Source organism: Streptomyces sp. NPDC002076, from assembly GCF_053593835.1.
The window spans coordinates 19,330-41,208 of record NZ_JBSFDI010000011.1 but is presented as its reverse complement, the minus strand read 5'-3'; the positions used below and the strand labels follow the sequence as shown (position 1 = coordinate 41,208).

The 21,879-nt window shown below is 71.8% G+C and carries 27 protein-coding genes; 13 read left to right on the top strand and 14 right to left on the bottom strand.

Going from position 1 to position 21,879, the window contains the following annotated elements:
- Window positions 1–51: 51 nt before the first annotated feature.
- Window positions 52–1,281, top strand: coding sequence for a PP2C family protein-serine/threonine phosphatase (locus tag ACWCQS_RS23410; protein WP_451006241.1), 1,230 nt, complete (start codon window positions 52–54; stop codon window positions 1,279–1,281).
- A 20-nt stretch (window positions 1,282–1,301) separates the two neighbouring features.
- Here the strand turns inward: ACWCQS_RS23410 and ACWCQS_RS23405 are convergent, their stop codons facing one another.
- Window positions 1,302–2,084: a methyltransferase domain-containing protein gene (locus tag ACWCQS_RS23405; RefSeq protein ID WP_451006240.1), complete on the bottom strand. Its 783-nt coding sequence runs from the start codon at window positions 2,082–2,084 to the stop codon at window positions 1,302–1,304.
- Window positions 2,085–2,112: 28 nt separating this feature from the next.
- Here ACWCQS_RS23405 and ACWCQS_RS23400 point away from each other — a divergent pair, with 28 nt between their 5' ends.
- Together ACWCQS_RS23400 and ACWCQS_RS23395 are read left to right on the top strand one after the other, a co-directional pair.
- Window positions 2,113–2,601, top strand: a complete 489-nt coding sequence (locus ACWCQS_RS23400) for a MerR family transcriptional regulator (protein WP_451006239.1) — start codon at window positions 2,113–2,115, stop codon at window positions 2,599–2,601.
- Between the two features lie 11 nt (window positions 2,602–2,612).
- Window positions 2,613–3,338: a lysophospholipid acyltransferase family protein gene (locus tag ACWCQS_RS23395; protein ID WP_450986257.1), complete on the top strand. Its 726-nt coding sequence runs from the start codon at window positions 2,613–2,615 to the stop codon at window positions 3,336–3,338.
- Between the two features lie 50 nt (window positions 3,339–3,388).
- Here the strand turns inward: ACWCQS_RS23395 and ACWCQS_RS23390 are convergent, their stop codons facing one another.
- The 8 genes from ACWCQS_RS23390 to ACWCQS_RS23355 form a co-directional block, all read right to left on the bottom strand.
- Window positions 3,389–4,987 (bottom strand): alpha/beta hydrolase, encoded by a 1,599-nt coding sequence (locus tag ACWCQS_RS23390; RefSeq protein ID WP_451006238.1) that lies wholly within the window; start codon window positions 4,985–4,987, stop codon window positions 3,389–3,391.
- Window positions 4,988–5,133: 146 nt separating this feature from the next.
- Window positions 5,134–5,892 (bottom strand): urease accessory protein UreD, encoded by a 759-nt coding sequence (locus ACWCQS_RS23385; RefSeq protein WP_451006237.1) that lies wholly within the window; start codon window positions 5,890–5,892, stop codon window positions 5,134–5,136.
- On the bottom strand, window positions 5,889–6,566 hold the full coding sequence (gene ureG / locus ACWCQS_RS23380) for an urease accessory protein UreG (RefSeq protein ID WP_451006236.1): 678 nt from the start codon (window positions 6,564–6,566) through the stop codon (window positions 5,889–5,891). The genes ACWCQS_RS23385 and ureG overlap by 4 nt, the downstream gene beginning before the upstream one ends.
- Window positions 6,567–6,612: 46 nt before the next feature.
- Entirely contained in the window at window positions 6,613–7,287 is a 675-nt protein-coding gene (locus ACWCQS_RS23375) for an urease accessory protein UreF (RefSeq protein WP_451006235.1), read from the bottom strand.
- Between the two features lie 10 nt (window positions 7,288–7,297).
- Window positions 7,298–9,019, bottom strand: coding sequence for an urease subunit alpha (locus ACWCQS_RS23370; protein ID WP_451006234.1), 1,722 nt, complete (start codon window positions 9,017–9,019; stop codon window positions 7,298–7,300).
- Window positions 9,012–9,323, bottom strand: a complete 312-nt coding sequence (locus ACWCQS_RS23365; RefSeq protein ID WP_451006233.1) for an urease subunit beta — start codon at window positions 9,321–9,323, stop codon at window positions 9,012–9,014. The genes ACWCQS_RS23370 and ACWCQS_RS23365 overlap by 8 nt, the downstream gene beginning before the upstream one ends.
- 11 nt (window positions 9,324–9,334) lie before the next feature.
- Window positions 9,335–9,637, bottom strand: coding sequence for an urease subunit gamma (locus ACWCQS_RS23360; RefSeq protein ID WP_451006232.1), 303 nt, complete (start codon window positions 9,635–9,637; stop codon window positions 9,335–9,337).
- Between the two features lie 226 nt (window positions 9,638–9,863).
- Entirely contained in the window at window positions 9,864–10,169 is a 306-nt protein-coding gene (locus ACWCQS_RS23355; RefSeq protein WP_451006231.1) for a type II toxin-antitoxin system Phd/YefM family antitoxin, read from the bottom strand.
- Between the two features lie 86 nt (window positions 10,170–10,255).
- On the opposite strand from ACWCQS_RS23355, the gene ACWCQS_RS23350 reads away from it, so the two are divergent.
- The 3 genes from ACWCQS_RS23350 (at window position 10,256) to ACWCQS_RS23340 (ending at window position 12,253) form a co-directional block, all read left to right on the top strand.
- Window positions 10,256–10,891: an ATP-dependent Clp protease proteolytic subunit gene (locus ACWCQS_RS23350; protein WP_451006230.1), complete on the top strand. Its 636-nt coding sequence runs from the start codon at window positions 10,256–10,258 to the stop codon at window positions 10,889–10,891.
- Window positions 10,892–10,898: 7 nt separating this feature from the next.
- Window positions 10,899–11,204, top strand: coding sequence for a hypothetical protein (locus tag ACWCQS_RS23345; RefSeq protein ID WP_451006229.1), 306 nt, complete (start codon window positions 10,899–10,901; stop codon window positions 11,202–11,204).
- A gap of 575 nt (window positions 11,205–11,779) precedes the next feature.
- Entirely contained in the window at window positions 11,780–12,253 is a 474-nt protein-coding gene (locus ACWCQS_RS23340) for a C40 family peptidase (protein ID WP_451006228.1), read from the top strand.
- Window positions 12,254–12,260: 7 nt separating this feature from the next.
- Here ACWCQS_RS23340 and ACWCQS_RS23335 read toward each other — a convergent pair whose 3' ends face one another.
- Complete coding sequence (locus tag ACWCQS_RS23335; protein ID WP_451006227.1) at window positions 12,261–12,497, bottom strand: hypothetical protein; 237 nt, start codon at window positions 12,495–12,497, stop codon at window positions 12,261–12,263.
- Window positions 12,498–12,611: 114 nt separating this feature from the next.
- Complete coding sequence (locus ACWCQS_RS23330) at window positions 12,612–13,067, bottom strand: ATP-binding protein (protein WP_451006226.1); 456 nt, start codon at window positions 13,065–13,067, stop codon at window positions 12,612–12,614.
- A 214-nt stretch (window positions 13,068–13,281) separates the two neighbouring features.
- Here ACWCQS_RS23330 and ACWCQS_RS23325 point away from each other — a divergent pair, with 214 nt between their 5' ends.
- Both ACWCQS_RS23325 and ACWCQS_RS23320 read left to right on the top strand, forming a co-directional pair.
- A complete protein-coding gene (locus ACWCQS_RS23325) occupies window positions 13,282–14,142 on the top strand; it encodes a helix-turn-helix domain-containing protein (RefSeq protein WP_451006225.1) in 861 nt (286 codons plus the stop codon).
- A gap of 9 nt (window positions 14,143–14,151) precedes the next feature.
- Complete coding sequence (locus ACWCQS_RS23320) at window positions 14,152–14,373, top strand: DUF397 domain-containing protein (protein WP_451006224.1); 222 nt, start codon at window positions 14,152–14,154, stop codon at window positions 14,371–14,373.
- Window positions 14,374–14,481: 108 nt separating this feature from the next.
- Here ACWCQS_RS23320 and ACWCQS_RS23315 read toward each other — a convergent pair whose 3' ends face one another.
- Window positions 14,482–15,609 (bottom strand): 8-amino-7-oxononanoate synthase, encoded by a 1,128-nt coding sequence (locus ACWCQS_RS23315; protein WP_451006223.1) that lies wholly within the window; start codon window positions 15,607–15,609, stop codon window positions 14,482–14,484.
- Between the two features lie 147 nt (window positions 15,610–15,756).
- Between ACWCQS_RS23315 and bioB the strand changes: the two genes are divergently transcribed.
- The 4 genes from bioB to ACWCQS_RS23295 all read left to right on the top strand — a co-directional run bounded on the left by bioB (window position 15,757) and on the right by ACWCQS_RS23295 (window position 20,324).
- A complete protein-coding gene (bioB, locus tag ACWCQS_RS23310) occupies window positions 15,757–16,932 on the top strand; it encodes a biotin synthase BioB (RefSeq protein WP_451006222.1) in 1,176 nt (391 codons plus the stop codon).
- Window positions 16,925–18,223, top strand: a complete 1,299-nt coding sequence (locus tag ACWCQS_RS23305) for an adenosylmethionine--8-amino-7-oxononanoate transaminase (RefSeq protein ID WP_451006221.1) — start codon at window positions 16,925–16,927, stop codon at window positions 18,221–18,223. The genes bioB and ACWCQS_RS23305 overlap by 8 nt, the downstream gene beginning before the upstream one ends.
- A gap of 1 nt (window position 18,224) precedes the next feature.
- Entirely contained in the window at window positions 18,225–18,950 is a 726-nt protein-coding gene (gene bioD / locus ACWCQS_RS23300) for a dethiobiotin synthase (protein ID WP_451006220.1), read from the top strand.
- Between the two features lie 681 nt (window positions 18,951–19,631).
- Window positions 19,632–20,324 carry a class I SAM-dependent methyltransferase gene (locus ACWCQS_RS23295; RefSeq protein WP_451006219.1) on the top strand — a complete coding sequence of 231 codons (693 nt, stop codon included), beginning with the start codon at window positions 19,632–19,634 and terminating at the stop codon, window positions 20,322–20,324.
- Between the two features lie 6 nt (window positions 20,325–20,330).
- On the opposite strand, the gene ACWCQS_RS23290 is transcribed toward ACWCQS_RS23295, so the two are convergent.
- Together ACWCQS_RS23290 and ACWCQS_RS23285 are read right to left on the bottom strand one after the other, a co-directional pair.
- Window positions 20,331–20,705: a fic family toxin-antitoxin system, toxin component gene (locus tag ACWCQS_RS23290; RefSeq protein WP_450986277.1), complete on the bottom strand. Its 375-nt coding sequence runs from the start codon at window positions 20,703–20,705 to the stop codon at window positions 20,331–20,333.
- Between the two features lie 4 nt (window positions 20,706–20,709).
- Window positions 20,710–20,949, bottom strand: a complete 240-nt coding sequence (locus tag ACWCQS_RS23285; RefSeq protein ID WP_388632714.1) for a toxin-antitoxin system HicB family antitoxin — start codon at window positions 20,947–20,949, stop codon at window positions 20,710–20,712.
- Window positions 20,950–21,066: 117 nt separating this feature from the next.
- On the opposite strand from ACWCQS_RS23285, the gene ACWCQS_RS23280 reads away from it, so the two are divergent.
- On the top strand, window positions 21,067–21,879 hold the full coding sequence (locus ACWCQS_RS23280) for an ABC transporter ATP-binding protein (protein ID WP_451006218.1): 813 nt from the start codon (window positions 21,067–21,069) through the stop codon (window positions 21,877–21,879).

Sequence of the window (21,879 nt, the reverse complement as noted above, 5' to 3'; positions counted from 1 at the left end):
ACATCGCGTGACGTGGGGAAATGGCGTCACTTCGGCGGATGGGCGGTAGCCATGAACGATGGGGCCATCGACTACGCGGGGGTGTTCCAGGCGCTGCCGGGCATGGTGGCGCTGCTGACGCCCGACCTGCTCTTCGCGGACGCCAACGAGGCGTTTCTGCGGCAGTCCGGGCGCACCCGCGAGCAGGTGGTGGGGCGCTACCTCTTCGACGTCTTCCCGGAGAACCCCAACGACCCCGGCGCCTCGGGCATGCGCAACCTGGCCGCCTCCCTGACGCGGGTCGTGGCCACCGGCGAGCGCGACACCATGGCCCTGCAGCGGTACGACGTCGAGAACCCCGACCGGCCCGGGGAGTGGGAGGAGCGCTACTGGAGCCCGGTCAACGCGCCGGTGTTCGGTAGGGACGGCAAGGTGGTGCTGCTGGTGCACCGGGTCGAGGAGGTGACCGAGCTGATCCGGGCCCGCGGCGGCCCCAGCGGCGGCCGGGCCCGCGTTCTCGAGGCGGAGCTGTACACGCGCGCCCGCGAACTGCAGGAGCTGAACGAACGGTTGCGCCAGGCCCACGCCCGCGAACGCGAGGTGGCCCTCGCCCTGCAGAGGGCGATGCTGCCGGCCCGTTGGCAGGTCGGCCACCATCACGCCGCGGTGCGCTACCGGCCCGCGGTCGGCGCGCTGAACGTGTGCGGGGACTGGTACGACCTCGTCGACCTGGTGGACGGCAACCGCTTCGGCGTGGCCGTGGGTGACGTGGTCGGGCACGGCCTGGAGGCGGCCGGGGTGATGGGCCAGCTGCGCAGCGCGCTGAGCGCCGCCTCCCGGGTCGCCGCGGGTCCGGCGGAAGCCCTGAACATCCTGGGCCGGTACGCCAACGTCGTCGACGGCGCCGAATCGGCCACCGCCGTCACGACGTTCATCGACTGCGACCACCACACGATCACCTACAGCAGCGCCGGGCACCCGCCGCCGGTCCTCGTCCACCCCGACGGCCGTACGGAGTTCCTCGACCAGGCCACCGACCCGCCGCTCGACGCCCGCCCCACCCCGATCCCGAGGCCCGAGGCGAGCACGGCCTACGACGCGGGCGCCACCCTCGTCCTCTACACCGACGGCCTGGTGGAGCGCCGCCGGGAGGACATCGACACCGGTCTGGCCCGCCTCGCCGACTCCCTCGCACGCCATCGCGATGAGGACCCCGAGAGCCTCGCGGACGCCGTCCTGCTGGAACTGCTGCCTCCCGGCGGCGCCACCGACGACACGGCGCTGGTCATCGTGCGGCTGTGACCCATGGCCGGACAGGGGCGTCATGGACGGTCCGGCGCCGAGGCCGAGGCCACGAACACCGGCAGGGCCACGAAGAGGCGGTCGCGGACGGCGCGGGTCCGTTGTTCGGCGAACCACGCCTCCGCCCGGTCCGGGGTCACCGGGCTCTCCCCCGGCGCCCCGGCGCCCGCCACCAGCCCGGCCGGCACAGTGAGGCCGAGCTCATCGGTGAAGACGGCGGTGCGGACCTCGACCGCCACGTCGGTGAACCCGGCGTCCAGCAGGAGCGAGCGGTAGCGGCGCGCGGACCGGGGCGCGGTGACCCGCTCGGCGCGGGCCTGGACGAGGGTGCGGGTCAGCGCGGGGTCGTCGGAGTCGATGACGACCGTGTCCCAGTCCTGGCCGAGGAGCACGATCCGGCCGCCCGGGCAGAGCACCCGGCGCGCCTCCCCCAACGCCCGCTCGGGCTCGGCCAGTTCATGGAACACCTTGTCCGCGCGGTATCCGCACATCGAGCCGTCGGCCAGCGGCAGCGCATAGGCGTCCGCCTTCCGCAGATCCGCGTCGGGCCACCGTCGGCGGGCGATCGCGAGCATGGGCTCGGCGGGGTCGATCCCGACGGCCCGCGCACCGCGCGCGGCCAGTTCCGCCACGGCCCGGCCGGTGCCGCAGCCGACGTCCACGACCGGCGCGCCGGGGCGCAGGCGCAGCAGGTCGTAGGAGTGCCGGCGGAGTTGCTCGGCGGCGGGGCGCCGTTCCAAGGAGTCGAGTACGGCGGCGAGTTCCGCGCCGGAGCGCGGCTGTTGCTCTGTCGGCCTGGTCATGCCGGCCAGAGTGCGACTTAATGTCGGCATGAGGTCAACCGGCGGCTCACCGCCCCTGAGCATCGGCGCGCTGGCGGAGCGTTTCGCACTGGCCCCGCATGTGCCGCGGCACTGGGAGGCGATGGGCCTCCTCGCGCCCGCGCGCGACCCGGCGGGACGGCGGCGGTACGGCACCGCCGATGTCACGCGCGTCGCCCTGATCCTGCGGGCGAAGGAGGCCGGCCTGTCCCTGGACGCCATCCGCTCGCTCACCGCGACGGCGGATCCTGCGGCCAGGCGGAACCTGCTGGAGGGCGAGGCCGAGGCGCTGCGCCGGCGGATCGCGGCGGCGCAGGCCTCGCTGGACCTGATCGAGTGCGCGCTCGGCTGCGCCCACGAGGACATCACCGCCTGTCCGCACTACCGTCAGGCTGTCGGGGCCCGCGTCACCGCCGAGGGGCTCGACGAACGGCATGGGCATGGCCGGTTGCGGTTACAGATGACGACAGGCGCACGCGGCGTGGGCTGGACGAGGTAAGGGGCGAGCCGTTGTTCTACTACCTGCTCAAGTACGTGCTGCTGGGCCCCCTGCTGAGACTGGTCTTCCGGCCCCGGATCGAGGGCCTGGAGAACGTGCCGGACTCCGGTCCCGCGATCGTCGCCGGGAACCATCTGTCCTTCTCCGACCACTTCCTGATGCCGGCGATGCTGCGGCGCCGGATCACCTTCCTCGCCAAGGCGGAGTACTTCACCGGCCCGGGGCTCAAGGGCCGGCTGACCGCGTTCTTCTTCCGCAGCGCCGGGCAGATCCCGGTGGACCGCTCGGGCAAGGAGGCGGGGCAGGCGGCGATCCGCGAGGGCCTGAAGGTGCTGCGCCGAGGCGAGCTGCTGGGGATCTATCCGGAGGGCACCCGTTCGCACGACGGCAGGCTCTACAAGGGCAAGGTCGGCGTCGCCGTGATGGCGCTGAAGGCCGGCGTGCCGGTCGTACCGTGCGCGATGATCGGCACGTTCGAGGCCCAGCCGCCCGGGAAGGTCATCCCGAACGTCCACCCGGTCACCATCCGCTTCGGCAGGCCGCTCGACTTCTCCCGCTATGCCGGCATGGAGCAGCAGAAGGCGATCCTGCGGGCCGTCACCGACGAGATCATGTACGCCATCCTGGCGCTGTCCGAGCAGGAGTACGTCGACGAGTACGCGGCCGTCGTCAAGGAACGGTCGGCCGCGGAGCAGGGCGCCAGGGAGCGCAGGTTCCCGCGGGCGCCGCTCAGCTGACAGGGGGCGGCCGGAGAGCCCGGCCGCCCCTCGTCACCGTGCGATCCGGATCACGGCTTGGGCGTGGCGTGCGGGTTGCAGGTCACGTCCGCGCCGTCCAGCTTGCCGTCGACCAGGTAGGCGTCGACGCGCTGGTTGATGCAGGGGTTGACCAGGCCGGTCACACCGTGGGAGCCCGCGTCCTTCTCGGTGATCAGCCGCGAGCCCTGGAACCGCTTGTGCAGTTCGACGGCACCCTCGTAAGGGGTGGCCGCGTCCCGCGTGGACTGCACGATCAGCACCTGTGGCAGATCCTTGTGGGTCCGCACGTCGACCGGGGTCTGCTGCTTGACCGGCCAGGTGGCGCAGGGCAGGTTCATCCAGGCGTTGGCCCAGGTCATGAACGGGTAGCTCTTGTTGAGCTCGGTGTTGTCCCGGTCCCACTTCTGCCAGCTGGTGGGCCACTTGGCGTCGGTGCACTCGACGGCCGTGTAGACGGCGTTGCCGTTCTCGGCGGAGATGTTGCCGGCCGTGTTCGACATGTCGGGGGCGGCGGCGGCGACCAGTGCCTGGGTGTCGCCGGCGACGTACTTGCTGAACACCGTGGCGACCGGCACCCACGAGGAGTCGTAGTACGGCGCGCTCTGGAAGAAGGAGATCAGCTCGGCCGGGCCGACGACCCCGCCGATGGGGTTCTTCTTGGCGGTGGCGCGCAGTTGGAGCCACTTGGCCTGGACGGCGTCGCGGGTGGTGCCGAGGTGGAAGGCGGCGTCGTTCGCGGCGACCCAGTCCTCCCAGTCCCGCCAGCGGCCCTCGAAGGCGATGTCCTGGTTCAGGTTGGCCTGGTACCAGATGTTCTCGCGGGCTGGGTTGACCACACTGTCGACGATCATGCGGCGCAGGTGGCCCGGGAAGAGGGTGCCGTAGACGGCGCCGAGGTAGGTGCCGTAGGAGACGCCGAGGTAGTTGAGCTTCTTCTCGCCCAGGGCGGCGCGGATCACGTCCAGGTCGCGGGCGGTGTTCGGCGTGGTCATCTGCTGGAGCATCGCCCGGCCGGTGCGCTCCAGGCAGCCGTCCGCGTACTCATGGGCCAGTTTGCGCTGCGCGGTCTCGTCCGCCTCGGTGTCCGGCACCGGGTCCATCTTCGGCGCCTTCACGAACTCCTGCGGGTCCTCGCAGGAGATGGGCGCGGAGTGGCCGACGCCGCGCGGGTCGAAGCCGACGAAGTCGTAGGCCTTGGCGACGTTCGCCCAGACGGGGTTCTTGGTGGTGACCCGGCGCGGGAAGCGCAGGCCGGAGCCACCGGGACCGCCCGGGTTGTAGACGAGGGCGCCCTGGCGCTCCTCTTTGGTCCCCGTGTTGCCGATGTGGTCGACGGCGAGCTTGATCTGCTTGCCGTACGGGTGCGCGTAGTCGAGCGGCACGCTCACCCAGCCGCACTGGATGGGCTTCTCCAGCCCCCAGTCCGCCGGGCAGTCCTGCCAGTCGATGCCGGCCTTGGCGGCGCGGGCGGCGGCAATCTCGGCGCCCTTGGCCTCCCGGTCCGGGCCGGGCCGACCGGCGGCGCTGGCCGCGGGCGCCGAGACGGCACCGGCGATCAGGGTGGCGGTGACGAGCGCTCCCGCCGAACCGAGTGCCAGCAGGCGGCTCTTCGGTCTGTTGTCCCTCAAGTGGGCCCCTCCCCCTACATCAGGATCGCTGCGAGTGGTCAGTTCGGGGGATCCTCTCGGCTGTGAGCCGTCTGAGAACAGGGGGCGCCTGCCATCTTTACCAATCCGATAAACGGATGGTCATGTTCGGTTGGGGGGCGCGTACTTCAGCCGAGGTAGGTCAGCGCCTCGTCCAGGACCCGCCGCAGCCGCAGTGCGTCCGGTGCCAGGGCACTGACCAGTGCTGCCGGACCGGCCAGGGGTATCAGGGCCGCACACTCGTCCAGCATCCGCGGCTCGGCTGGCTGCCGGTTGAACTCCGGCCGTACGACGACAAGTTGACCCACGACGCGATGCCCCGCCAGTACCGCCGGTCCGTCCCAGCCGCCGGGCGCGCCGGGTCCGCAGGACAGCTCCTGGTCCAGCACCACACGGCCCGCGATCCGCACGGTGAGCCTGCTGGTGAGCCGCCCGGGTTCCTCTCCCGTCCGCCCGAGCACCTGCTCCTCGCGCAGCACGAGCCGGGCGCCGGCGGCGAGTTCGGCGCGGGTGGTGATGTGCAGGTCGCTGCCGCGGGCCGAGATCAACTGCTCGGGGAGCCAGTGCAGTTCGGCGTCGTCGGCCACGTCGAGCCGTACGTCGTAGCGGGCCTCGCCCTTGGCCTGGCCGGGGAGGGCGAGGGTGGCGGCGGCCGAGCCGACGTGCAGCCGGGCGCCCTCCGCCACGCTCGCCGTGAGCGAGAAGCGGTCGCCGCCGAGCGGGCCGCTCATCGCGCCGACGACCATGACCCTCGCCTCGCGGCCGCTGGACCGGGTGCGGCGCAGGGCCAGCGGGCCGTCGCTGTCCAGTACGGGCAGCGCCGTGCCGCCGCGGCCGTCGGCGCGGGCCACGATCCGCGCGTCCGCCCGGACCCCGGTGGCCGTCATGCCGTCCACGCGGCGAGCCGCTCGCGCACCCAGGCGGCCACCTCCGCGACGCCTCGATCGGCGCGCAACGACTGGAAGACCACGGGGAGTTCGCCCCGCTGGGTCTTGGCGTCGGCGGCCATCCGGGCGAGGTCGGAGCCGACATGCGGGGCGAGGTCGGTCTTGTTGACGACGAGCAGGTCCGCGGTGGTGACACCGGGGCCGCCCTTGCGCGGGATGTCGTCGCCGCCGGCCACGTCGATCACGAAGATCTGCGCGTCCACGAGTCCCTTGGAGAAGGTCGCGGTGAGGTTGTCGCCGCCGGACTCGACGAGGATCAGGTCCAGCGGGCCGACCGCGTCCTCCAGGTCCTCCACCGCTTCGAGGTTGGCGGAGATGTCGTCGCGGATCGCGGTGTGCGGGCAGGCGCCGGTCTCCACGGCCGTGATCCGCTCGGGCGGCAGCACGGCCTCCCGGAGCAGGAACTCGGCGTCCTCACGGGTGTAGATGTCGTTGGTGACGACGGCCAGCGACAGCTCGTCGCGCAGGGCCCGGCAGAGCGCGGCGACGGTCGCGGTCTTCCCGGACCCGACGGGCCCGCCGAGGCCGATGCGCAGGGCACGGCGCGAACCGTCGGGACGGCGCGCGTCCGCGCTGAGGGCGGCGCCGCCGGAGTGGGTGTGGTCGAGGTGCATGTACGGCTCCAATGTCTGACACGTTGTGTGGGGTCCGGCGCCTGGCTCAGGAGGCGAACAGCCGAACCGGCCAGGCCGCATGCCACTCCGCACCGACCTCCAGCAAGGGCCCCGACGCGGCCGGCAACGCGTCGGCGCCCTCGTCGAGCACCTTCCGCGCCGCCTCCACCGCCGCATCCGCGACGCGGTCCAGTTCCGGCGCGAGCCGGGCCAGCACACCGGTCGCATCGAACGGGTCGAGACTCAAGAGCCGTACCGTGGCCGTCGCCGGCCCGCTCACGCTCTCGTACGCCGCGCAGTACGCCGCGTCGTCAGGCCCCAGCCCGGCCGACCGCGCGGCAACGCCGAGGACCACCGGCTGGTGCGCGCCCTTCGGGAACCGCCCGGCCAGCGCGTCGAGTTCGGCCGACGGCCAGCTGGCCCGTGCCGCCCGCATCAGCTGCCGCCCGAGCCTTCGCGCGGCGGTCCGCAGGGCGGGCGACGGTGTCCGGGCGTCCGCCGCCGCGTCCAGCTCCCCGGGATCCACGCCGAGCACGGCGGCGGCCGCAAGCGCACCGGCGACCAGCCCGGCGGTGTGCAGCCGGCCCCGGCAGAAGTCCTCCAGGCCCGCGGCGGAGGTGATCCGGCCCGCCTTGACGGCGGCCTCCGCCCCGCCGGAGTGCGCGTGCCCTCCGGCGGGGAAGCGGCCGTCGGCCAGGACGAGAAGTGCTGCCCGTGACATCACGACACCATCAGAAGAGGAAGTAGCGCTGGGCCATGGGCAGTTCGGCCGCCGGGGTGGCCTCCACCAGTTCGCCGTCGATGTGCACGGCGAAGCTGTCGGGGTCGATCCGGACATCGGGCCGGGCGTCGTTCTCGCGCATGTCGGCCTTGGTCACCGCACGCGTGGACGCGATCGCCACGAACCGCTTGCCGAGCCCGAGCCGCTCCGGCAGCCCGTCCTCGATCGCCAACGGGGCCACGAAGTTGACCGAGTTGGCGGCCGGAGCCCGGCCGATCGCGCCGTACATCGGGCGGGGCAGGATCGGCTGTGGGGTGGGGATGGACGCGTTGGCGTCACCCATCTGCGCGTAGGCGATCTGCCCGCCCTTGAGCACGAGCTGCGGCTTGACCCCGAAGAACGCCGGCTCCCACAGCACGAGGTCGGCGAGCTTGCCGGACTCGACGGAGCCGATCTCGGTGGCGAGGCCCTGGGCGAGCGCGGGGTTGATCGTGTACTTGGCGACATATCGACGTACGCGGTGGTTGTCCGCGCGGCCGTCACCGGGCAGTGCCCCGCGCCTGCGCTTCATCACATGGGCGGTCTGCCAGGTCCGCAGAACGACCTCGCCGACCCGCCCCATGGCCTGGGAGTCGGAGGAGATGATCGAGATCGCGCCGAGGTCGTGCAGGACGTCCTCCGCGCCGATGGTGGACGGCCGGATGCGGGACTCGGCGAACGCCAGGTCCTCGGGGACGGCGGGGTTGAGGTGGTGGCACACCATCAGCATGTCGAGGTGTTCCTCGGCGGTGTTGACGGTGTACGGCCGGGTCGGGTTGGTGGAGCTGGGCAGCACGTTGGGCTGTGAGACCACGGTCATGATGTCGGGCGCGTGCCCGCCGCCGGCGCCCTCGGTGTGGTACGAGTGGATGCCCCGGCCCCCGATCGCGGCGAGGGTGTCGCCCACGAAACCGGCCTCGTTCAGAGTGTCCGTGTGGATGGCGACCTGGATGCCGGTCCGGTCCGCCACGGTCAGCGCGGCGTCGATGACGGCCGGGGTCGAGCCCCAGTCCTCGTGCAGCTTCAGGCCGGCCGCGCCGCCCCGGATCTGGGAGAGCATCGCCTCGTGCGAGACGGTGTTGCCCTTGCCGAGGAAGCCGATGTTGACCGGGTAGGCCTCCATCGCCTCGAACATCCGGGCGAGGTGCCAGGGTCCGGGCGTGACGGTGGTGGCCTTGGAGCCCTCGGCGGGTCCGGTGCCTCCGCCGACCAGGGTGGTGATGCCGGAGGCCAGCGCCTCGTCGGCGATCTGGGGGCAGATGAAGTGGACGTGCGCGTCGATGGCACCGGCGGTGAGGATCCGCCCGTTGCCCGCGATGATCTCGGTCTCGGGACCGACGACCAGGTCGGGGTGGACGCCGTCCATGGTGTCCGGGTTGCCGGCCTTGCCGATCGCAGTGATGCGGCCGTCGCGGATGCCGACGTCGGCCTTGACGATGCCCCAGTGGTCGACGATGACGGCACCGGTGATCACGGTGTCGGGGGTGCCGTCGGCGCGGGTGGCACGGGACTGGCCCATGGACTCGCGGATGACCTTGCCGCCGCCGAACACCGCCTCGTCGCCGGAGCCGCCGGGTCCGCCGGAGCGGTCCTCCTCGATCTCGATCAGCAGATCGGTGTCGGCGAGCCGGATGCGGTCACCGGCGGTGGGGCCGAACAGGTCGGCGTAGGCGCCGCGCGAGATCTCAGGCATCGAGGGGACCTCCGGTCTCCCCGCGCAGCCCCGGCACGATCCGGGCGCCGGCGAGGGCGACGAGCTCGACGTCGACGGGGATGCCGGGCTCGAAGCGCACGGCGGTGCCGGCGGCGACGTTCAGGCGTTTGCCGCGGGCGGCGGCTCGGTCGAACTCCAGGCCGGGGTTGGCCTCGGCGAAGTGGTAGTGGGAGCCGACCTGGACCGGCCGGTCGGCGGCGTTGAGGACGGTGAGCCGGGTGACCTCACGGCCCTCGTTGAAGACGACCGGGTCGTCCGCGAACAGGATCTCTCCGGGAATCATCGCGGGCCCCTTCAGATGATCGGGTCGTGGACGGTGACGAGCTTGGTGCCGTCCGGGAAGGTGGCCTCGACCTGGACGTCGTGGATCATCTCGGGGACCCCCACCATGACGTCGTCCCTGGTGAGGAGCTTGCGACCGGAGGACATGAGTTCGGCGACCGTACGGCCGTCACGCGCGCCTTCGAGGATGTGCGACGTGATGAGGGCGACCGCTTCCGGGTGGTTGAGCTTGAGCCCGCGGGCCCTGCGCTTCTCGGCCACATCGGCTGCCACATGGATCAGCAGCCTCTCTTGCTCGTGCGGGGTCAGTTGCACGTCCCACCTCACAGTCCTTGCTCCGGACCGTGCGGGGTCCGGTTTCCGCAGCCATCGCGACGGGGATAGATGTAACACGCAGACAAATCCCCGGATCGTCCTCAATCCAGGCAGAAAAACCCCTGATGGCGTGGATCGGCAGGCTAGAACGCCGGAGTTTCAGCGACGTTAACCAGACTTTGATCCACAGCTGACCGCCCGATGGGACCCCCGATACCCGCCCGGGTCAGGACCCGCCCGGGCCGCGATGCTCGGCGGCCATGCCGGGGCCACGATGTTCGGCGGCGATCCCGAACCGCTGCTGTTCGCGCGCGGCGGAACCGGCCTCGCGGACACCCGAGACCGAGCGGACGATCTGCTCCTCGGCCGGCTCCTCCAGGGCGTCCAGCCGTTCCAGATCGGCGGCCGACACCAGCGCGACCAGCGGCTTGCCGTGCCGCGTCACGACGACGCGCTCACCGCCGTACACCACGCGGTTGATCAGGTCGGCGAGCTCAGCCCTGGCTTGCGTCACCGGAATCTCGTACGCCATACCCCAACCTTACGTCACGTACGTCCTGTACATTTTTTACAGAAGCCGAGGCCGTCGGAGGCCCGTGCGACGAGAAGGGGTGTCCCATGTCCCGAGCGTTCGCCCGTCATGTCCTGCCCGAGTTCACCGAGCGCACCAGCAACGGCGCCCGCACGCTCGATCCCTACGGCAAGCTGTTCGAGGACCGGATCGTCTTCCTCGGGACCGCGCTGGACGACGCGGCCGCGAATGACGTGATGGCGCAGTTCATGCACCTCGAACACGCGGCCCCGGACCGCGACATCACGCTGTACGTCAACTCGCCCGGCGGTTCGTTCAGTGCGCTGACGGCGGTCTACGACACGATGCGCTACGTCAGCTGTGACGTGGCCACGTACTGCCTGGGCCAGGCCGCCTCCCACGCCGCGCTGCTGCTCGCAGCCGGCACGCCGGGCAAGCGGTTCACCCTGCCCGGCGCCCGCATGGTCCTCTCCCAGCCCCAGCTCGCCGAACCGGTGCAGGGCCGGCCCAGCGACCTGCTCATCCAGGCCGAGGAGTTGACCCGGGTCCGCGCGCTGACGGAGGAGATCCTGGTACGGCACACCGGGCGCACGGCCGAAGAGGTGCACCGCGACCTGGAGCGGGACCTGGTCCTGGACGCCCCCGCGGCGGTGACCTACGGGCTGGTGGACGCCGTCGTGCCCAGTCGGCGGAGCACCCCCGGCGCACCGGACGCGAGGTGAGCCGCCGATGCTGCCGGACCTGCCGCCGCTGCCCGGACTGACGCGGGCCGAGGGAGAGCTGATCGACCGTTACCTGGAAGCCGCCGACCTGCTGGGCCGCGTCAACCCGGCGCACGGCGGGGACACCTATCGCGGGCTGCGCGCCGCTCAGGCCCTGGTGCGCAAGGCCGCAGAGCTGCGCGACGCCCTCGCGTTGATGCACCGGCGGGGCGAGGCGGAGCTGCACGGGGACACGCTGGCACGGGCTTTGCGGGTGCTGGACGGTGAACGCCGTACCGCGCGCGTCGCGCTCCCGCCCGACGGCGTCGGCTGATCCGGACGCCGGACCAGCCGGACGGGATGCGGTCGTCGACCGGCGCCGTCCGTACGGGACTTGAAACGGGCCGAACGGCGTACCGCCGACCGGTGTATATCCGAATCGTTCTCCGGGCCTCCCGACTTGCGTTCCACGCCGGTTCGTCGTTCGCGGAAAAGCGCATAGCCCCAGGTCGGGCGCTACGCACGGGATCTGACGATGTCTCGAACATCCCACGCGACACCCGAACGGGTGAGTGGTGAGTAACGCCACAAATCCACGGATGCATTGGGATTTTCGGACCGGTGTGAGCGAAGATCCCGTCCGACGACAAGCCCCCGCCACCGCGGCGGGGCGGTCCGGGCGGACGCCGAGTCCTGCCGCCGCCCGGACGACCGGTCGACAGGAGTGGATCGGCAGGAGTGGAGGACCCAAGCAAGACGGGTCGCCGGTACGGATGTTCGTCTGCTCGTCGCAGACGGTCTGAGGTTCCGAGCAGCCCTTGGGGTGAAGCCGCGGCAACGCGGCCGGGCAACTTCGCCAGCCCGAATCCGACAGGTCATCCTTCACAGGCGGCTGACGAAGGGTTGCGCATGACTGCGCTCAATCGTGTCCCGTCGCTCATGGCCCGGGCCGGTACGGCCTCGGCCCTCACCCTCGCCGCCGTCGGCGGCTCGATCGCGGTCCCCGGCCTCGCCCCCGATGCCTCGGCCGCGACTCTCGCGGCAAAAGCACTGCAGGTCGCGGCCTCCAAGCAGGGGGCCCCATACCAGTACGGGGCCACCGGACCGCGCAGGTTCGACTGCTCGGGGCTGACGCTCTATGCGTTCAAGAAGGCGGGCAAGACCCTGCCGCGTACCGCCGCCCAGCAGTACAACAAGACGCACCACATCTCCGCCGGCCGCCGCCAGGCCGGTGACCTGGTGTTCTTCCACTATGGTTCCTACGTCTACCACGTCGGCATCTACGCCGGGCACGGCAAGATCTGGCACGCGCCGAGGACGGGGGACGTGGTACGGCTCCAGAAGCTCTGGACCAAGAGCGTCTGGTACGGCCGGGTCAGCTGACCCGCCGTCAGGGCTGGAGCGGCTCCAGCAGCAGGGCCGCTCCCAGCCCCGTCAGCGCCATCCCGGTGCTCGCCTGGAGCCCACGGGCGGCCCGGGGCCGGCGCAGTGATGTGCCACGGCGGTCCGCCTCGGGGCCCTGCGCCACACCAGCCGTGCCGGTCTCGACACCCGGATACGCCGTGGTCTGCCTCCTCGTCGGCGCCGGGCATGGCGTGGCCGTCGTCCCCGAGATGGTGGCCCGCACGGCATCCACACCGGCCGCGGACGCCCTCCGCGTCCTGAGAACGTTCCCAAACTCTCATCGCCCCGCACCCCTCGTCACCCATGTTCCCCCCGCACAGCACCCCCGCCCGGGGGGCTACGGCTCCTGTGGGGCCGCCGGGACCGGCTCGGCCGGGACGATCCAGGGGAGTTCGATGGAGACCGTCTTGCCGCCCTCTCGGGTGGGGCGGACGCGGAGTTTGCCGCCGCACTCCGCGGTGAGCCAGCGGATGATGACCATGCCGCGGCCGTTGTCCTGCTGGACGGCGGCGGGCAGCCTCTTCGGAAAGCGCGGATGACTGTCGGTGACACCGATGCGAAGGTGTTCGTCGCGGTCCAGGGCGATGTCAACCGTGAAGGTGGGTGATTGACCGAAGGTGTGCTGTACGGCATTTGTGGCGAGTTCGGAGACGATGAGCCGCACGGTGTCAGCTACGTCGGTGTCCGACGGCAGGCCCCACTCCGCGAGCGTGCCCACGACATACGTGCGGGCGGCGGAGACCGAAGCGGGATCGCTCGGCAGAGTGACGGATGCTTCCAGATGGTCTGCCATGGCGACGTCGTCCCTTTCCCACGGGACCGCAGTCCGACACGGAGCCGGATGGTTCGAGTACGGTCCCGGACTGGTGCTTGCTCGTCAGCCTGCCATCACGGGGCCGGTCACGGGGAGCCATCCACCAAGATGTGCATATATCTGTCGCTCGAAGCGGTGAACTCTACGACGCGAAACCGTATTTGGGCGGCCCGGAAGGAGTAAGGAGGAGCCCATGCAGAACGGGCCGGCAGTGCGCCGCCGCAAACTGGGCGCCGAACTGCGCACGCTGCGCGCCGGTGCTGGGCTCACGAGCGGTGAGGCGGCCCGGCTGGTCGGCTGGCACCAGTCGAAGGTCAGCCGTATCGAGACCGGTGCCAGCGGTGTGAAACCAGCCGATGTGCGGCTACTGCTCGACGCCTACGAGGTGCGGGACGGGCAACTGCGCGAGCTGCTGCTGATGCTGGCGGGCTCCGAGGACACGGGCGACCGGCACCGCTGGTGGCACGCCTACCGCGGGGTGCTGCCGCCCGCGTACCGGGACTTCATCAGCCTGGAGTCGCAGGCGAGCACGATGCGCACCCTGGAGACCACGGTCGTACCCGGCCTGCTGCAGACGCCCGAGTACGCCCGCGCGGTGACCCGGGCGGCCGTCACGGACCTGGACGAGGAAGGCCTGGACGCGCTGGTGGAGGTGCGGCTGGCCAGGCAGGACGTGCTCCGCGCCGACCCGCCGCTGGAGCTGAGCGCGGTGCTGGACGAATCGGTGCTGCGGCGCGAGGTCGGCGGCCCCGAGGTGATGGCCCGGCAGCTTCGGCGGCTGATGCAGGCGGCCCGGTTGCCTCAAGTCCGGCTCCAGGTACTGCCGTTCGGCGCCGGAGCGCATGTCGGCGTCAACGGAGCTTTCGTTATTTTCTCATTTCCGAGCACTTCTGATCTGGACGTGGTTGTTCTCGACCAGTTGACGAGTAGCCTCTACCTGGAGCGGAAAGAAGACCTCATGGCCTATGCGGAGGCCTTCGACACCCTTCGGATGCACGCCCTTTCACCTGAGGACACGTTGGATTACATCGCCGGGATAGGTGACGGCGCGTAAGGAGGCACCATGTCAGCCATGCCTCGGAACGTCCCTGCCAGTACCGACCTGCACGACGTGCGCTGGCTGCGCAGCAGCTACAGCACGGGAGCCAACAACTGCGTGGAGACGGCCCGGCCGCGCTCCGGCCCCGGGGCCGGACTGCTCGCCGTGCGCGACTCCAAGGACCCGGCCGGACCCGCGCTGCTCTTCTTCGCCGAGAGCTGGGCCGGCTTCCTCACCGCCCTCTGACCCGAAGACGAACCCGACCCGTAGACGAACCCGACCCGTAGACGAACCCGATCCGTAGACGCCCCCCGCGAGGACGACTCGCGCGAAGCACGGCCGTGTCACGCCGACTCATGGTCGCGTTTCGCCGATCACCCGTACAGCGCGTTCGATCTCGGCCCCGGACAGGTCCGCGCGTGCGGTCAGCCGCAGCCGCGAGATGCCGTCGGGCACGGAAGGAGGACGGAAGCAGCCCACGGCCAGCCCCGCGGTACGGCAGTCGGCCGCCCAGCGCACCGCCTGCTCCGGGGACGGAGCCCGCACGGAGACCACCGCGGCGTCCGGACGCACCGCTTCCAGACCCGCGGCGGTCAGCCGTGCGTGTAGTTCCGCGGCCACCGCACGGGCGCGCGCCGCACGCTCCGGTTCGCGGACGAGCAGCCGCAGTGCGGCGAGCGCCGCGCCGGCCGCCGCCGGGGCAAGGCCCGTGTCGAAGATGAAGGTCCGGGCGGCGTTGACCAGATGGTCGATCACCCGATCCGGGCCGAGCACCACTCCGCCCTGGCTGCCCAGCGACTTGGACAGGGTGGCCGTGACCACCACGTCCGCGGCGCCCGCGAGACCGGCCGCGTACGGCGCGCCCCGGCCGCCGTTGCCCAGCACCCCGAGCCCGTGCGCGTCGTCCACGACCAGTCCCGCGCCGTGCTCCCGGCACGCCTCCGCCAGCTCGGCCAGCGGCGCCCGGTCGCCGTCCACCGAGAACACGGTGTCGGACACGACGATCGCCGGCCCCTGATGAGTGGCCAGCGCCTTGCGCACCGCCTCGGGGTCGGCGTGTCCGACGACCTGCCGCTCGCCCCGGGCGAGCCGGCAGCCGTCGATGAGGGAGGCGTGGTTGCCGGCGTCGGAGACGATCAGCGAGCCGTGCGGCCCGAGCGCGGTGACCGCGGCCAGGTTGGCGGCGTACCCGGAGGAGAAGACCAGCGCCGCCTCGAAACCGCAGAATTCGGCCAGCTCGCGCTCCAGCTCGGTGTGCAGCTCGGTGGTGCCGGTGACGAGCCGGGAGCCGGTGGACCCGCCGCCCCAGGTCCGGGCCGCCCGGGCGGCCCCTTCGGTGACCTCGGGGTGATGGGCGAGGCCGAGGTAGTCGTTGCTCGCCAGGTCCAGCAGGGGCGAGTCGGCGGGGCGCGGACGCAGGGTGCGGACGAGTCCGGCGCGGCGGCGCGCCTCGGCCTGCTCGTCGATCCAGCCGAACGCCATGGGTCCTCCGGGGCTTTTGTAGGTAGCGGACAGACCCTAGCGGCACGAGCAGCCGCCCAGGGTGTGGCAATACCCACACGGTGAACCGTCTCCGTTGTGCAAACTCTCCTTGGCCCCAGGCGGTCCCGTAGGACAGGATCAGGCCTCATGGACCTGCTGAACACGCTGGTGGACAAGGGGCTTCGGCGCGAGCTGCCGACCCGCGAGGAAGCGCTCGCCGTTCTGGCCACCTCCGACGACGACGTACTCGATGTGGTGGCCGCGGCCGGAAAGGTGCGCCGCCACTGGTTCGGGCGACGGGTGAAACTGAACTATCTGGTGAACCTCAAGTCGGGCCTGTGTCCGGAGGACTGCTCCTACTGCTCCCAGCGGCTCGGCTCCAAGGCCGACATCCTGAAGTACACCTGGCTCAAGCCCGACGAGGCCTCCCAGGCGGCCGCCGCGGGCCTCGCGGGAGGCGCCAAGCGGGTCTGTCTGGTGGCCAGCGGGCGCGGCCCGACGGACCGTGACGTGGACCGGGTCTCGGAGACCATCCGGACCATCAAGGAGCAGAACGAGCACGTCGAGGTGTGCGCCTGCCTCGGTCTGCTCTCCGACGGCCAGGCCGAGCGGCTGCGCGAGGCGGGCGCGGACGCCTACAACCACAACCTCAACACGTCCGAGGGGACGTACGCGGACATCACGACCACGCACACGTACGCCGACCGGGTGGACACGGTGCAGAAGGCGCACGCGGCCGGTCTGTCCGCCTGCTCCGGTCTGATCGCGGGCATGGGCGAGAGCGACGACGACCTGGTCGACGTGGTCTTCTCGCTGCGCGAACTGGATCCGGACTCGGTGCCGGTGAACTTCCTCATCCCGTTCGAGGGCACCCCGCTGGCCAAGGAGTGGAACCTCACCCCGCAGCGCTGTCTGCGGATCCTCGCGATGGTCCGGTTCGTCTGCCCGGACGTGGAGGTCCGGATCGCGGGCGGCCGCGAGGTCCATCTGCGCTCGATGCAGCCGCTCGCGCTGCACCTGGCCAACTCCATCTTCCTCGGCGACTACCTGACCAGCGAGGGCCAGGCCGGCAAGGCCGACCTGGAGATGATCGCGGACGCCGGTTTCGAGGTGGAGGGCGCCGGCGAGGTGACACTGCCGGAACACCGGGTCGAGGCCGGGTCCGGCTGCGGCTCGGTGTGCGGCTCGCACGAGGGCTGCGGCTCGCACGAGAGCGGCGAGGCCTGCGGTACGGCGGCCGCGCCGACCGCACAGGAGGCGCGCACCGACCTCGTCGCCGTCCGCCGCCGGGGCGCCGGAACGGACCTCGCGCCCAATGCCTGATCTGCCCGACCTGCCCGACCTGACCGTGCCCGAGCTGCTGGAGCTGGACCGACGGCATGTGTGGCATCCGTACGGTCCGATGCCCGGCCGTGTCGAACCGCTCGTCGTGGAGTCGGCGAGCGGGGTCCGGCTGCGGCTGGCCGACGGCTCGGGCGAGTTGGTGGACGGCATGTCGTCGTGGTGGTCGGCGATCCACGGCTACAACCACCCGGTCCTCAACGAGGCGGCGCACGACCAGCTCGGCCGGATGAGCCATGTGATGTTCGGCGGGCTGACGCACGAGCCGGCGGTACGGCTGGCGAAGCACCTTGTCGACATGTCACCCAATGGCCTGGAACACGTCTTCCTCGCCGACTCCGGCTCGGTGTCGGTCGAGGTCGCGGTGAAGATGTGCCTGCAGTACTGGCGCTCGCTCGGCCGGCCCGGCAAGCAGCGGCTGCTGACCTGGCGGGGCGGCTACCACGGCGACACCTGGAACCCGATGTCGGTGTGCGACCCGGAGGGCGGGATGCACGCGCTCTGGTCGGGTGTGCTGCCGCGCCAGATCTTCGCGGACGCACCGCCGACGGAGTACGAGGAGTCGTACGCCGTCCATCTGCGCGAACTGATCGCCCGACACGCGGACGAGCTGGCCGCGGTGATCGTGGAGCCGGTCGTGCAGGGCGCGGGCGGCATGCGCTTCCACTCCCCTGCCTATCTGCGGGTGCTGCGCGAGGCGTGCGACGCACACGACGTCCTGCTGGTGTTCGACGAGATCGCCACCGGCTTCGGCCGTACCGGCGCGCTGTTCGCGGCGGAGCACGCGGGCGTCACCCCGGATGTCATGTGCGTGGGCAAGGCGCTGACCGGCGGCTATCTGACGCTGGCGGCCACGCTGTGCACCGCGCGGATCGCCGACGGCATCTCGCGGGGCGAGGTGCCCGTGCTGGCGCACGGCCCGACGTTCATGGGCAACCCGCTGGCCGCGGCCGTGGCCTGCGCCTCCATCGAACTGCTCCTGGCACAGGACTGGCGGGCGGAGGTCAAACGGATCGAGGCGGGCCTGTGGGAAGGCCTCACGCCCGCTCGTGAGCTGCCGGGCGTCCACGATGTCCGGGTCCTCGGGGCGATCGGCGTCGTCCAGCTCGACCACGAGGTGGACATGGCCGCGGCGACCGCGGCCGCCGTCCGGGAGGGGGTCTGGCTGCGCCCCTTCCGCGACCTGATCTACACGATGCCGCCGTACATCACCTCGAACGAGGACGTGGCGAGGATCGCGCGCGCGGTGTGCGCCGCGGCGCGGGAGGGATGACATGCCGGTACTGGTGATCACGGGCACGGGCACGGAGGTCGGCAAGACCGTCACCACCGCCGCCGTCGCCGCCACGGCGCTCGCGGCCGGGCGCTCGGTGGCCGTGCTGAAGGCCGCGCAGACGGGTGTACGGCCGGACGAGCGCGGGGACGCCGACGAGGTCGCGCGGCTGGCGGGCCCGGTCACGACCGCCGAACTGGCCCGCTACCCCGAGCCGTTGGCGCCGGGCACGGCGGCCCGACGGGCGGGCATGGCCCCCGTCCACCCGCACGAGGTGGCCGACCGGGCGGCCAAGCTGGCCGCCGAGCACGATCTGGTGCTGCTCGAGGGGGCGGGCGGACTGCTCGTCCGCTTCGACGCGGCCGGCGGCACCCTGGCCGACGCGGCCGGGTTGCTCGGCGCACCGGTGCTGGTGGTCGCCCACGCGGGTCTGGGCACCCTCAACACCACCGAGCTGACGGCGCTCGAACTACGGCGCCGAGACCTGGAGTTGGCCGGCGTGGTGATCGGCAGCTGGCCCGACTCCCCCGACCTCGCGTCCCGCTGCAACGTGGCCGACCTCCCGGAGGTCGCGAAAGCCCCCCTCCTCGGCGCAATCCCCTCCGGGGCGGGCGCCCTGCCACCGGCCGACTTCCGCACGACGGCACCGACCTGGCTGGCACCCCGCCTGGACGGGACCTGGGACACGGAGGCGTTCCGGGTCCGGGAGGCACCGCAGCCGGGGTGATGTTCGGCGGTCGACCCGGGGCTGGGAGGCACCGCAGCCGGGGTGACATTCAGGGGTGCGCCCGCGTCCGTCAAGCGCCGCAGCCGGGCTGATCCACGGGGGTGGGCCCAGGTCTGGAAAGCGCCGCAGCCGGACTGACGCTCAGGGGTGGGCCCAGGTCCGGGAAACGCCGCAGCCGGGCTCATCTACAGGGGCGGGGCCTGGGTGGCACCGCGGCGGCTGGCTGATGTCCAGGGGAGGGCCAAGGTCCGGGAGACACCGCAGCCGGACTGACGCTCAGGGGTGCGCCCAGGTCCGGGAAACGCCGCAGCCGGGCTCATCTACAGGGGCGGGGCCCGGGTGGCACCGCGGCGGCTGGCTGATGTCCAGGGGAGGGCCAAGGTCCGGGAGACACCGCAGCCGGACTGACGCTCAGGGGTGCCCGGGTCTGGAAAGCGCCGCGGCCGGGCTGACGTTCAGAGGTGGGCCCAGGTCTGGAAAGCGCCGCAGCCGGACTGACGTTCAGGGGTGGGCCCGGGTCCGGGAAGCGCCGCAGTCTGGGTGGGCGAGGTGGGGTCCAGGGGTGGAGCCCCTGGTGGGGTTCGGGGCGGAGCCTCGTGGGTGTGGGGGCTGTCGCCGAGGGTGCGACAGGCGTCGTACGGGGGAAGCTCCTCCTAGGTCGTCCAGTTCCGGGAGGTCGCCATGCGGCTGCTGTCCTCCGGCTCCGACACCCTGACGCGGAGTCCCGTCCACCATCCCCTGTTCGCCCGTTACTACGCCCGCTTCAGCGTGAGCGCCGAGACCCGGCTGGGCATGGCCGGGATACGGGAGCGGCTGCTCGCCGGGCTGTCCGGGCGGGTGATCGAGATCGGCGCGGGCAATGGACTGAACTTCGCGCACTACCCCGGTACCGTCGCCGAGGTCGTCGCGATCGAACCGGAGCCGCTTCTCAGGCAGTTGGCACTGGAATCGGCCCTGCGTGCCGAGATTCCGGTCGACGTGGTGCCGGGCGCGGCGGAGGCGCTGCCGGTCAAGAGCGAAGCCTTCGACGCGGCCGTGCTGTCGCTGGTCCTGTGCAGCGTGCGGGACGTGCCACGGGCGCTGAGCGAGGTACGGCGCGTGCTCAAACCGGGCGGCCAGGTCCGGTTCTTCGAGCACGGCCAGGGCGGCGGCCGGGTGATGCGACTGAGCCAGCGCACGCTGGACCGGACGCTGTGGCCGGCGCTGACCGGCGGCTGCCATCTGTCCCGGCGGCCGGTGGCCGCGCTGCGCGAGGCCGGGTTCACGCTCGGCCCGCAGCGTCGGGTGATGATGCCGGAGAAGGGTCCGGCACTGCCGTCCTCGTACTGCGCGCTCGGCGTCGCCTGGCGGCCGGACGAGCCCGATATGCGCTGACCGGCATCACAGGCTCCAGCCGCGCAGCTCGCGCGCGATGTCGTCGACGCCGGCCGCGCCCTCCTTCACCAGCCGGGCGAGGTCCCGCACCTGCTCGGCCGTGGTGACCACCTTCACCCCGCTGGCGACCAGGTACGCATAGGCGACCGCCGAGGCGAACAGCGCGTTGGAGCGCTCCAGCGCCGGCACATGGATCAGCAGCTGGAGCAGGGAGGCGGCACGGGCGTGCGGGTCGTCGTAGACGGGCACGCCGAATATGTCGGCGCGGTGCCGCGCGACGGCGGCGATGAGCGCGCCCCAGTCGGTGACCTGCGGGTCCCCGGGGGTGCGCTGTTCGGCGAGCATGAGCAGCCAGGCGAGGTCGATGCTGAGCTCGTTCAAGGGATCAGCGGCCGTCCCCGACACCGGTGCCGCGGGTCTCGGTGAACTCCTCGGCGAACACGGACTCGTACTGCTTCATGAAGTCGGCGGCGGCCTCGACGAACGTACGGCCGGCCTCCCCGGTGTCCTGTCTGACCAGCTCTTCGATGTAGCGGTTGACGCTGATACCGCGGGCCAGGGCGCGTTCGCGGGCCGCGCGGGCGGTGCCCTCGTCCACGCGCACGTTCAGCTGGGTCTTCGCCATGCTTCGACGCTAGCGCCGAGGTGCTAGCAAAGCAAGGGCGTGCGGAACCGGTGCGCCGGGTCGGCTTGTCGCCTACGCTCGCCCGGGACGGGCGGTTCAGGCGACCGGGAGGCGGTCTTGTCCACACCCACAGCTGCTGCGCAGCACGCGCCGGACGGCGCCGTCGCGGCCCGCGCCCGCGGGCTGACCAAGGCGTACGGCTCCGGCGAGACGGCCGTCATCGCCCTGGACTCGGTGGACGTGGACATCGCGCGCGGCCGTTTCACCGCCGTGATGGGGCCATCGGGGTCCGGGAAGTCCACGCTGATGCACTGTCTGGCGGGGCTCGACACGGTGTCGGCGGGTCAGGTGTGGCTGGGCGGCACCGAGATCACCGGGCTGCGGGACCGGGAGCTGACCCAGCTCAGGCGGGACCGGATCGGGTTCATGTTCCAGTCGTTCAACCTCATTCCGACGCTGACCGCCGCCGAGAACATCACCCTGCCCATGGACATCGCGGGCCGCAGGCCCGATCCGCGGTGGCTGGACCAGGTCATCGACACACTCGGTCTGCGCGACCGCCTCACGCACCGGCCCGCCCAGCTCTCCGGCGGTCAGCAGCAGCGGGTCGCGTGTGCGCGGGCGCTGGCCTCCCGGCCGGAGCTGATCTTCGCCGACGAGCCGACCGGCAACCTCGACTCGCGGGCCGGCCTCGAGGTGCTGGGCTTTCTGCGCGGCGCCGTGGACGATCTCGGGCAGACGGTCGTCATGGTCACCCACGACCCCGGCGCCGCCGCCCACTCCGACCTGGTGCTGTTCCTGGCCGACGGGCGCATTGTGGACGACATGGAACGGCCGACGGCGGACGCCGTACTGGAACGCATGAAGCGTTTCGACGTGGTCCGGGAGCGGCTCGGCGACGGCGGCGCCGGCACCGTCGGAGAGGACTGA

Coding starts and splice junctions, on each gene's coding strand:
- ACWCQS_RS23410 (WP_451006241.1), top strand. CDS start 52: ATGAACGATGGGGCCATCGACTACGCGGGGGTGTTCCAGGCGCTGCCG.
- ACWCQS_RS23405 (WP_451006240.1), bottom strand. CDS start 2,084: ATGACCAGGCCGACAGAGCAACAGCCGCGCTCCGGCGCGGAACTCGCC.
- ACWCQS_RS23400 (WP_451006239.1), top strand. CDS start 2,113: ATGAGGTCAACCGGCGGCTCACCGCCCCTGAGCATCGGCGCGCTGGCG.
- ACWCQS_RS23385 (WP_451006237.1), bottom strand. CDS start 5,892: ATGACGGCCACCGGGGTCCGGGCGGACGCGCGGATCGTGGCCCGCGCC.
- ureG (WP_451006236.1), bottom strand. CDS start 6,566: ATGCACCTCGACCACACCCACTCCGGCGGCGCCGCCCTCAGCGCGGAC.
- ACWCQS_RS23375 (WP_451006235.1), bottom strand. CDS start 7,287: ATGTCACGGGCAGCACTTCTCGTCCTGGCCGACGGCCGCTTCCCCGCC.
- ACWCQS_RS23370 (WP_451006234.1), bottom strand. CDS start 9,019: ATGCCTGAGATCTCGCGCGGCGCCTACGCCGACCTGTTCGGCCCCACC.
- ACWCQS_RS23365 (WP_451006233.1), bottom strand. CDS start 9,323: ATGATTCCCGGAGAGATCCTGTTCGCGGACGACCCGGTCGTCTTCAAC.
- ACWCQS_RS23355 (WP_451006231.1), bottom strand. CDS start 10,169: ATGGCGTACGAGATTCCGGTGACGCAAGCCAGGGCTGAGCTCGCCGAC.
- ACWCQS_RS23350 (WP_451006230.1), top strand. CDS start 10,256: ATGTCCCGAGCGTTCGCCCGTCATGTCCTGCCCGAGTTCACCGAGCGC.
- ACWCQS_RS23345 (WP_451006229.1), top strand. CDS start 10,899: ATGCTGCCGGACCTGCCGCCGCTGCCCGGACTGACGCGGGCCGAGGGA.
- ACWCQS_RS23340 (WP_451006228.1), top strand. CDS start 11,780: ATGACTGCGCTCAATCGTGTCCCGTCGCTCATGGCCCGGGCCGGTACG.
- ACWCQS_RS23330 (WP_451006226.1), bottom strand. CDS start 13,067: ATGGCAGACCATCTGGAAGCATCCGTCACTCTGCCGAGCGATCCCGCT.
- ACWCQS_RS23325 (WP_451006225.1), top strand. CDS start 13,282: ATGCAGAACGGGCCGGCAGTGCGCCGCCGCAAACTGGGCGCCGAACTG.
- ACWCQS_RS23320 (WP_451006224.1), top strand. CDS start 14,152: ATGTCAGCCATGCCTCGGAACGTCCCTGCCAGTACCGACCTGCACGAC.
- ACWCQS_RS23315 (WP_451006223.1), bottom strand. CDS start 15,609: ATGGCGTTCGGCTGGATCGACGAGCAGGCCGAGGCGCGCCGCCGCGCC.
- bioB (WP_451006222.1), top strand. CDS start 15,757: ATGGACCTGCTGAACACGCTGGTGGACAAGGGGCTTCGGCGCGAGCTG.
- ACWCQS_RS23305 (WP_451006221.1), top strand. CDS start 16,925: ATGCCTGATCTGCCCGACCTGCCCGACCTGACCGTGCCCGAGCTGCTG.
- bioD (WP_451006220.1), top strand. CDS start 18,225: ATGCCGGTACTGGTGATCACGGGCACGGGCACGGAGGTCGGCAAGACC.
- ACWCQS_RS23295 (WP_451006219.1), top strand. CDS start 19,632: ATGCGGCTGCTGTCCTCCGGCTCCGACACCCTGACGCGGAGTCCCGTC.
- ACWCQS_RS23285 (WP_388632714.1), bottom strand. CDS start 20,949: ATGGCGAAGACCCAGCTGAACGTGCGCGTGGACGAGGGCACCGCCCGC.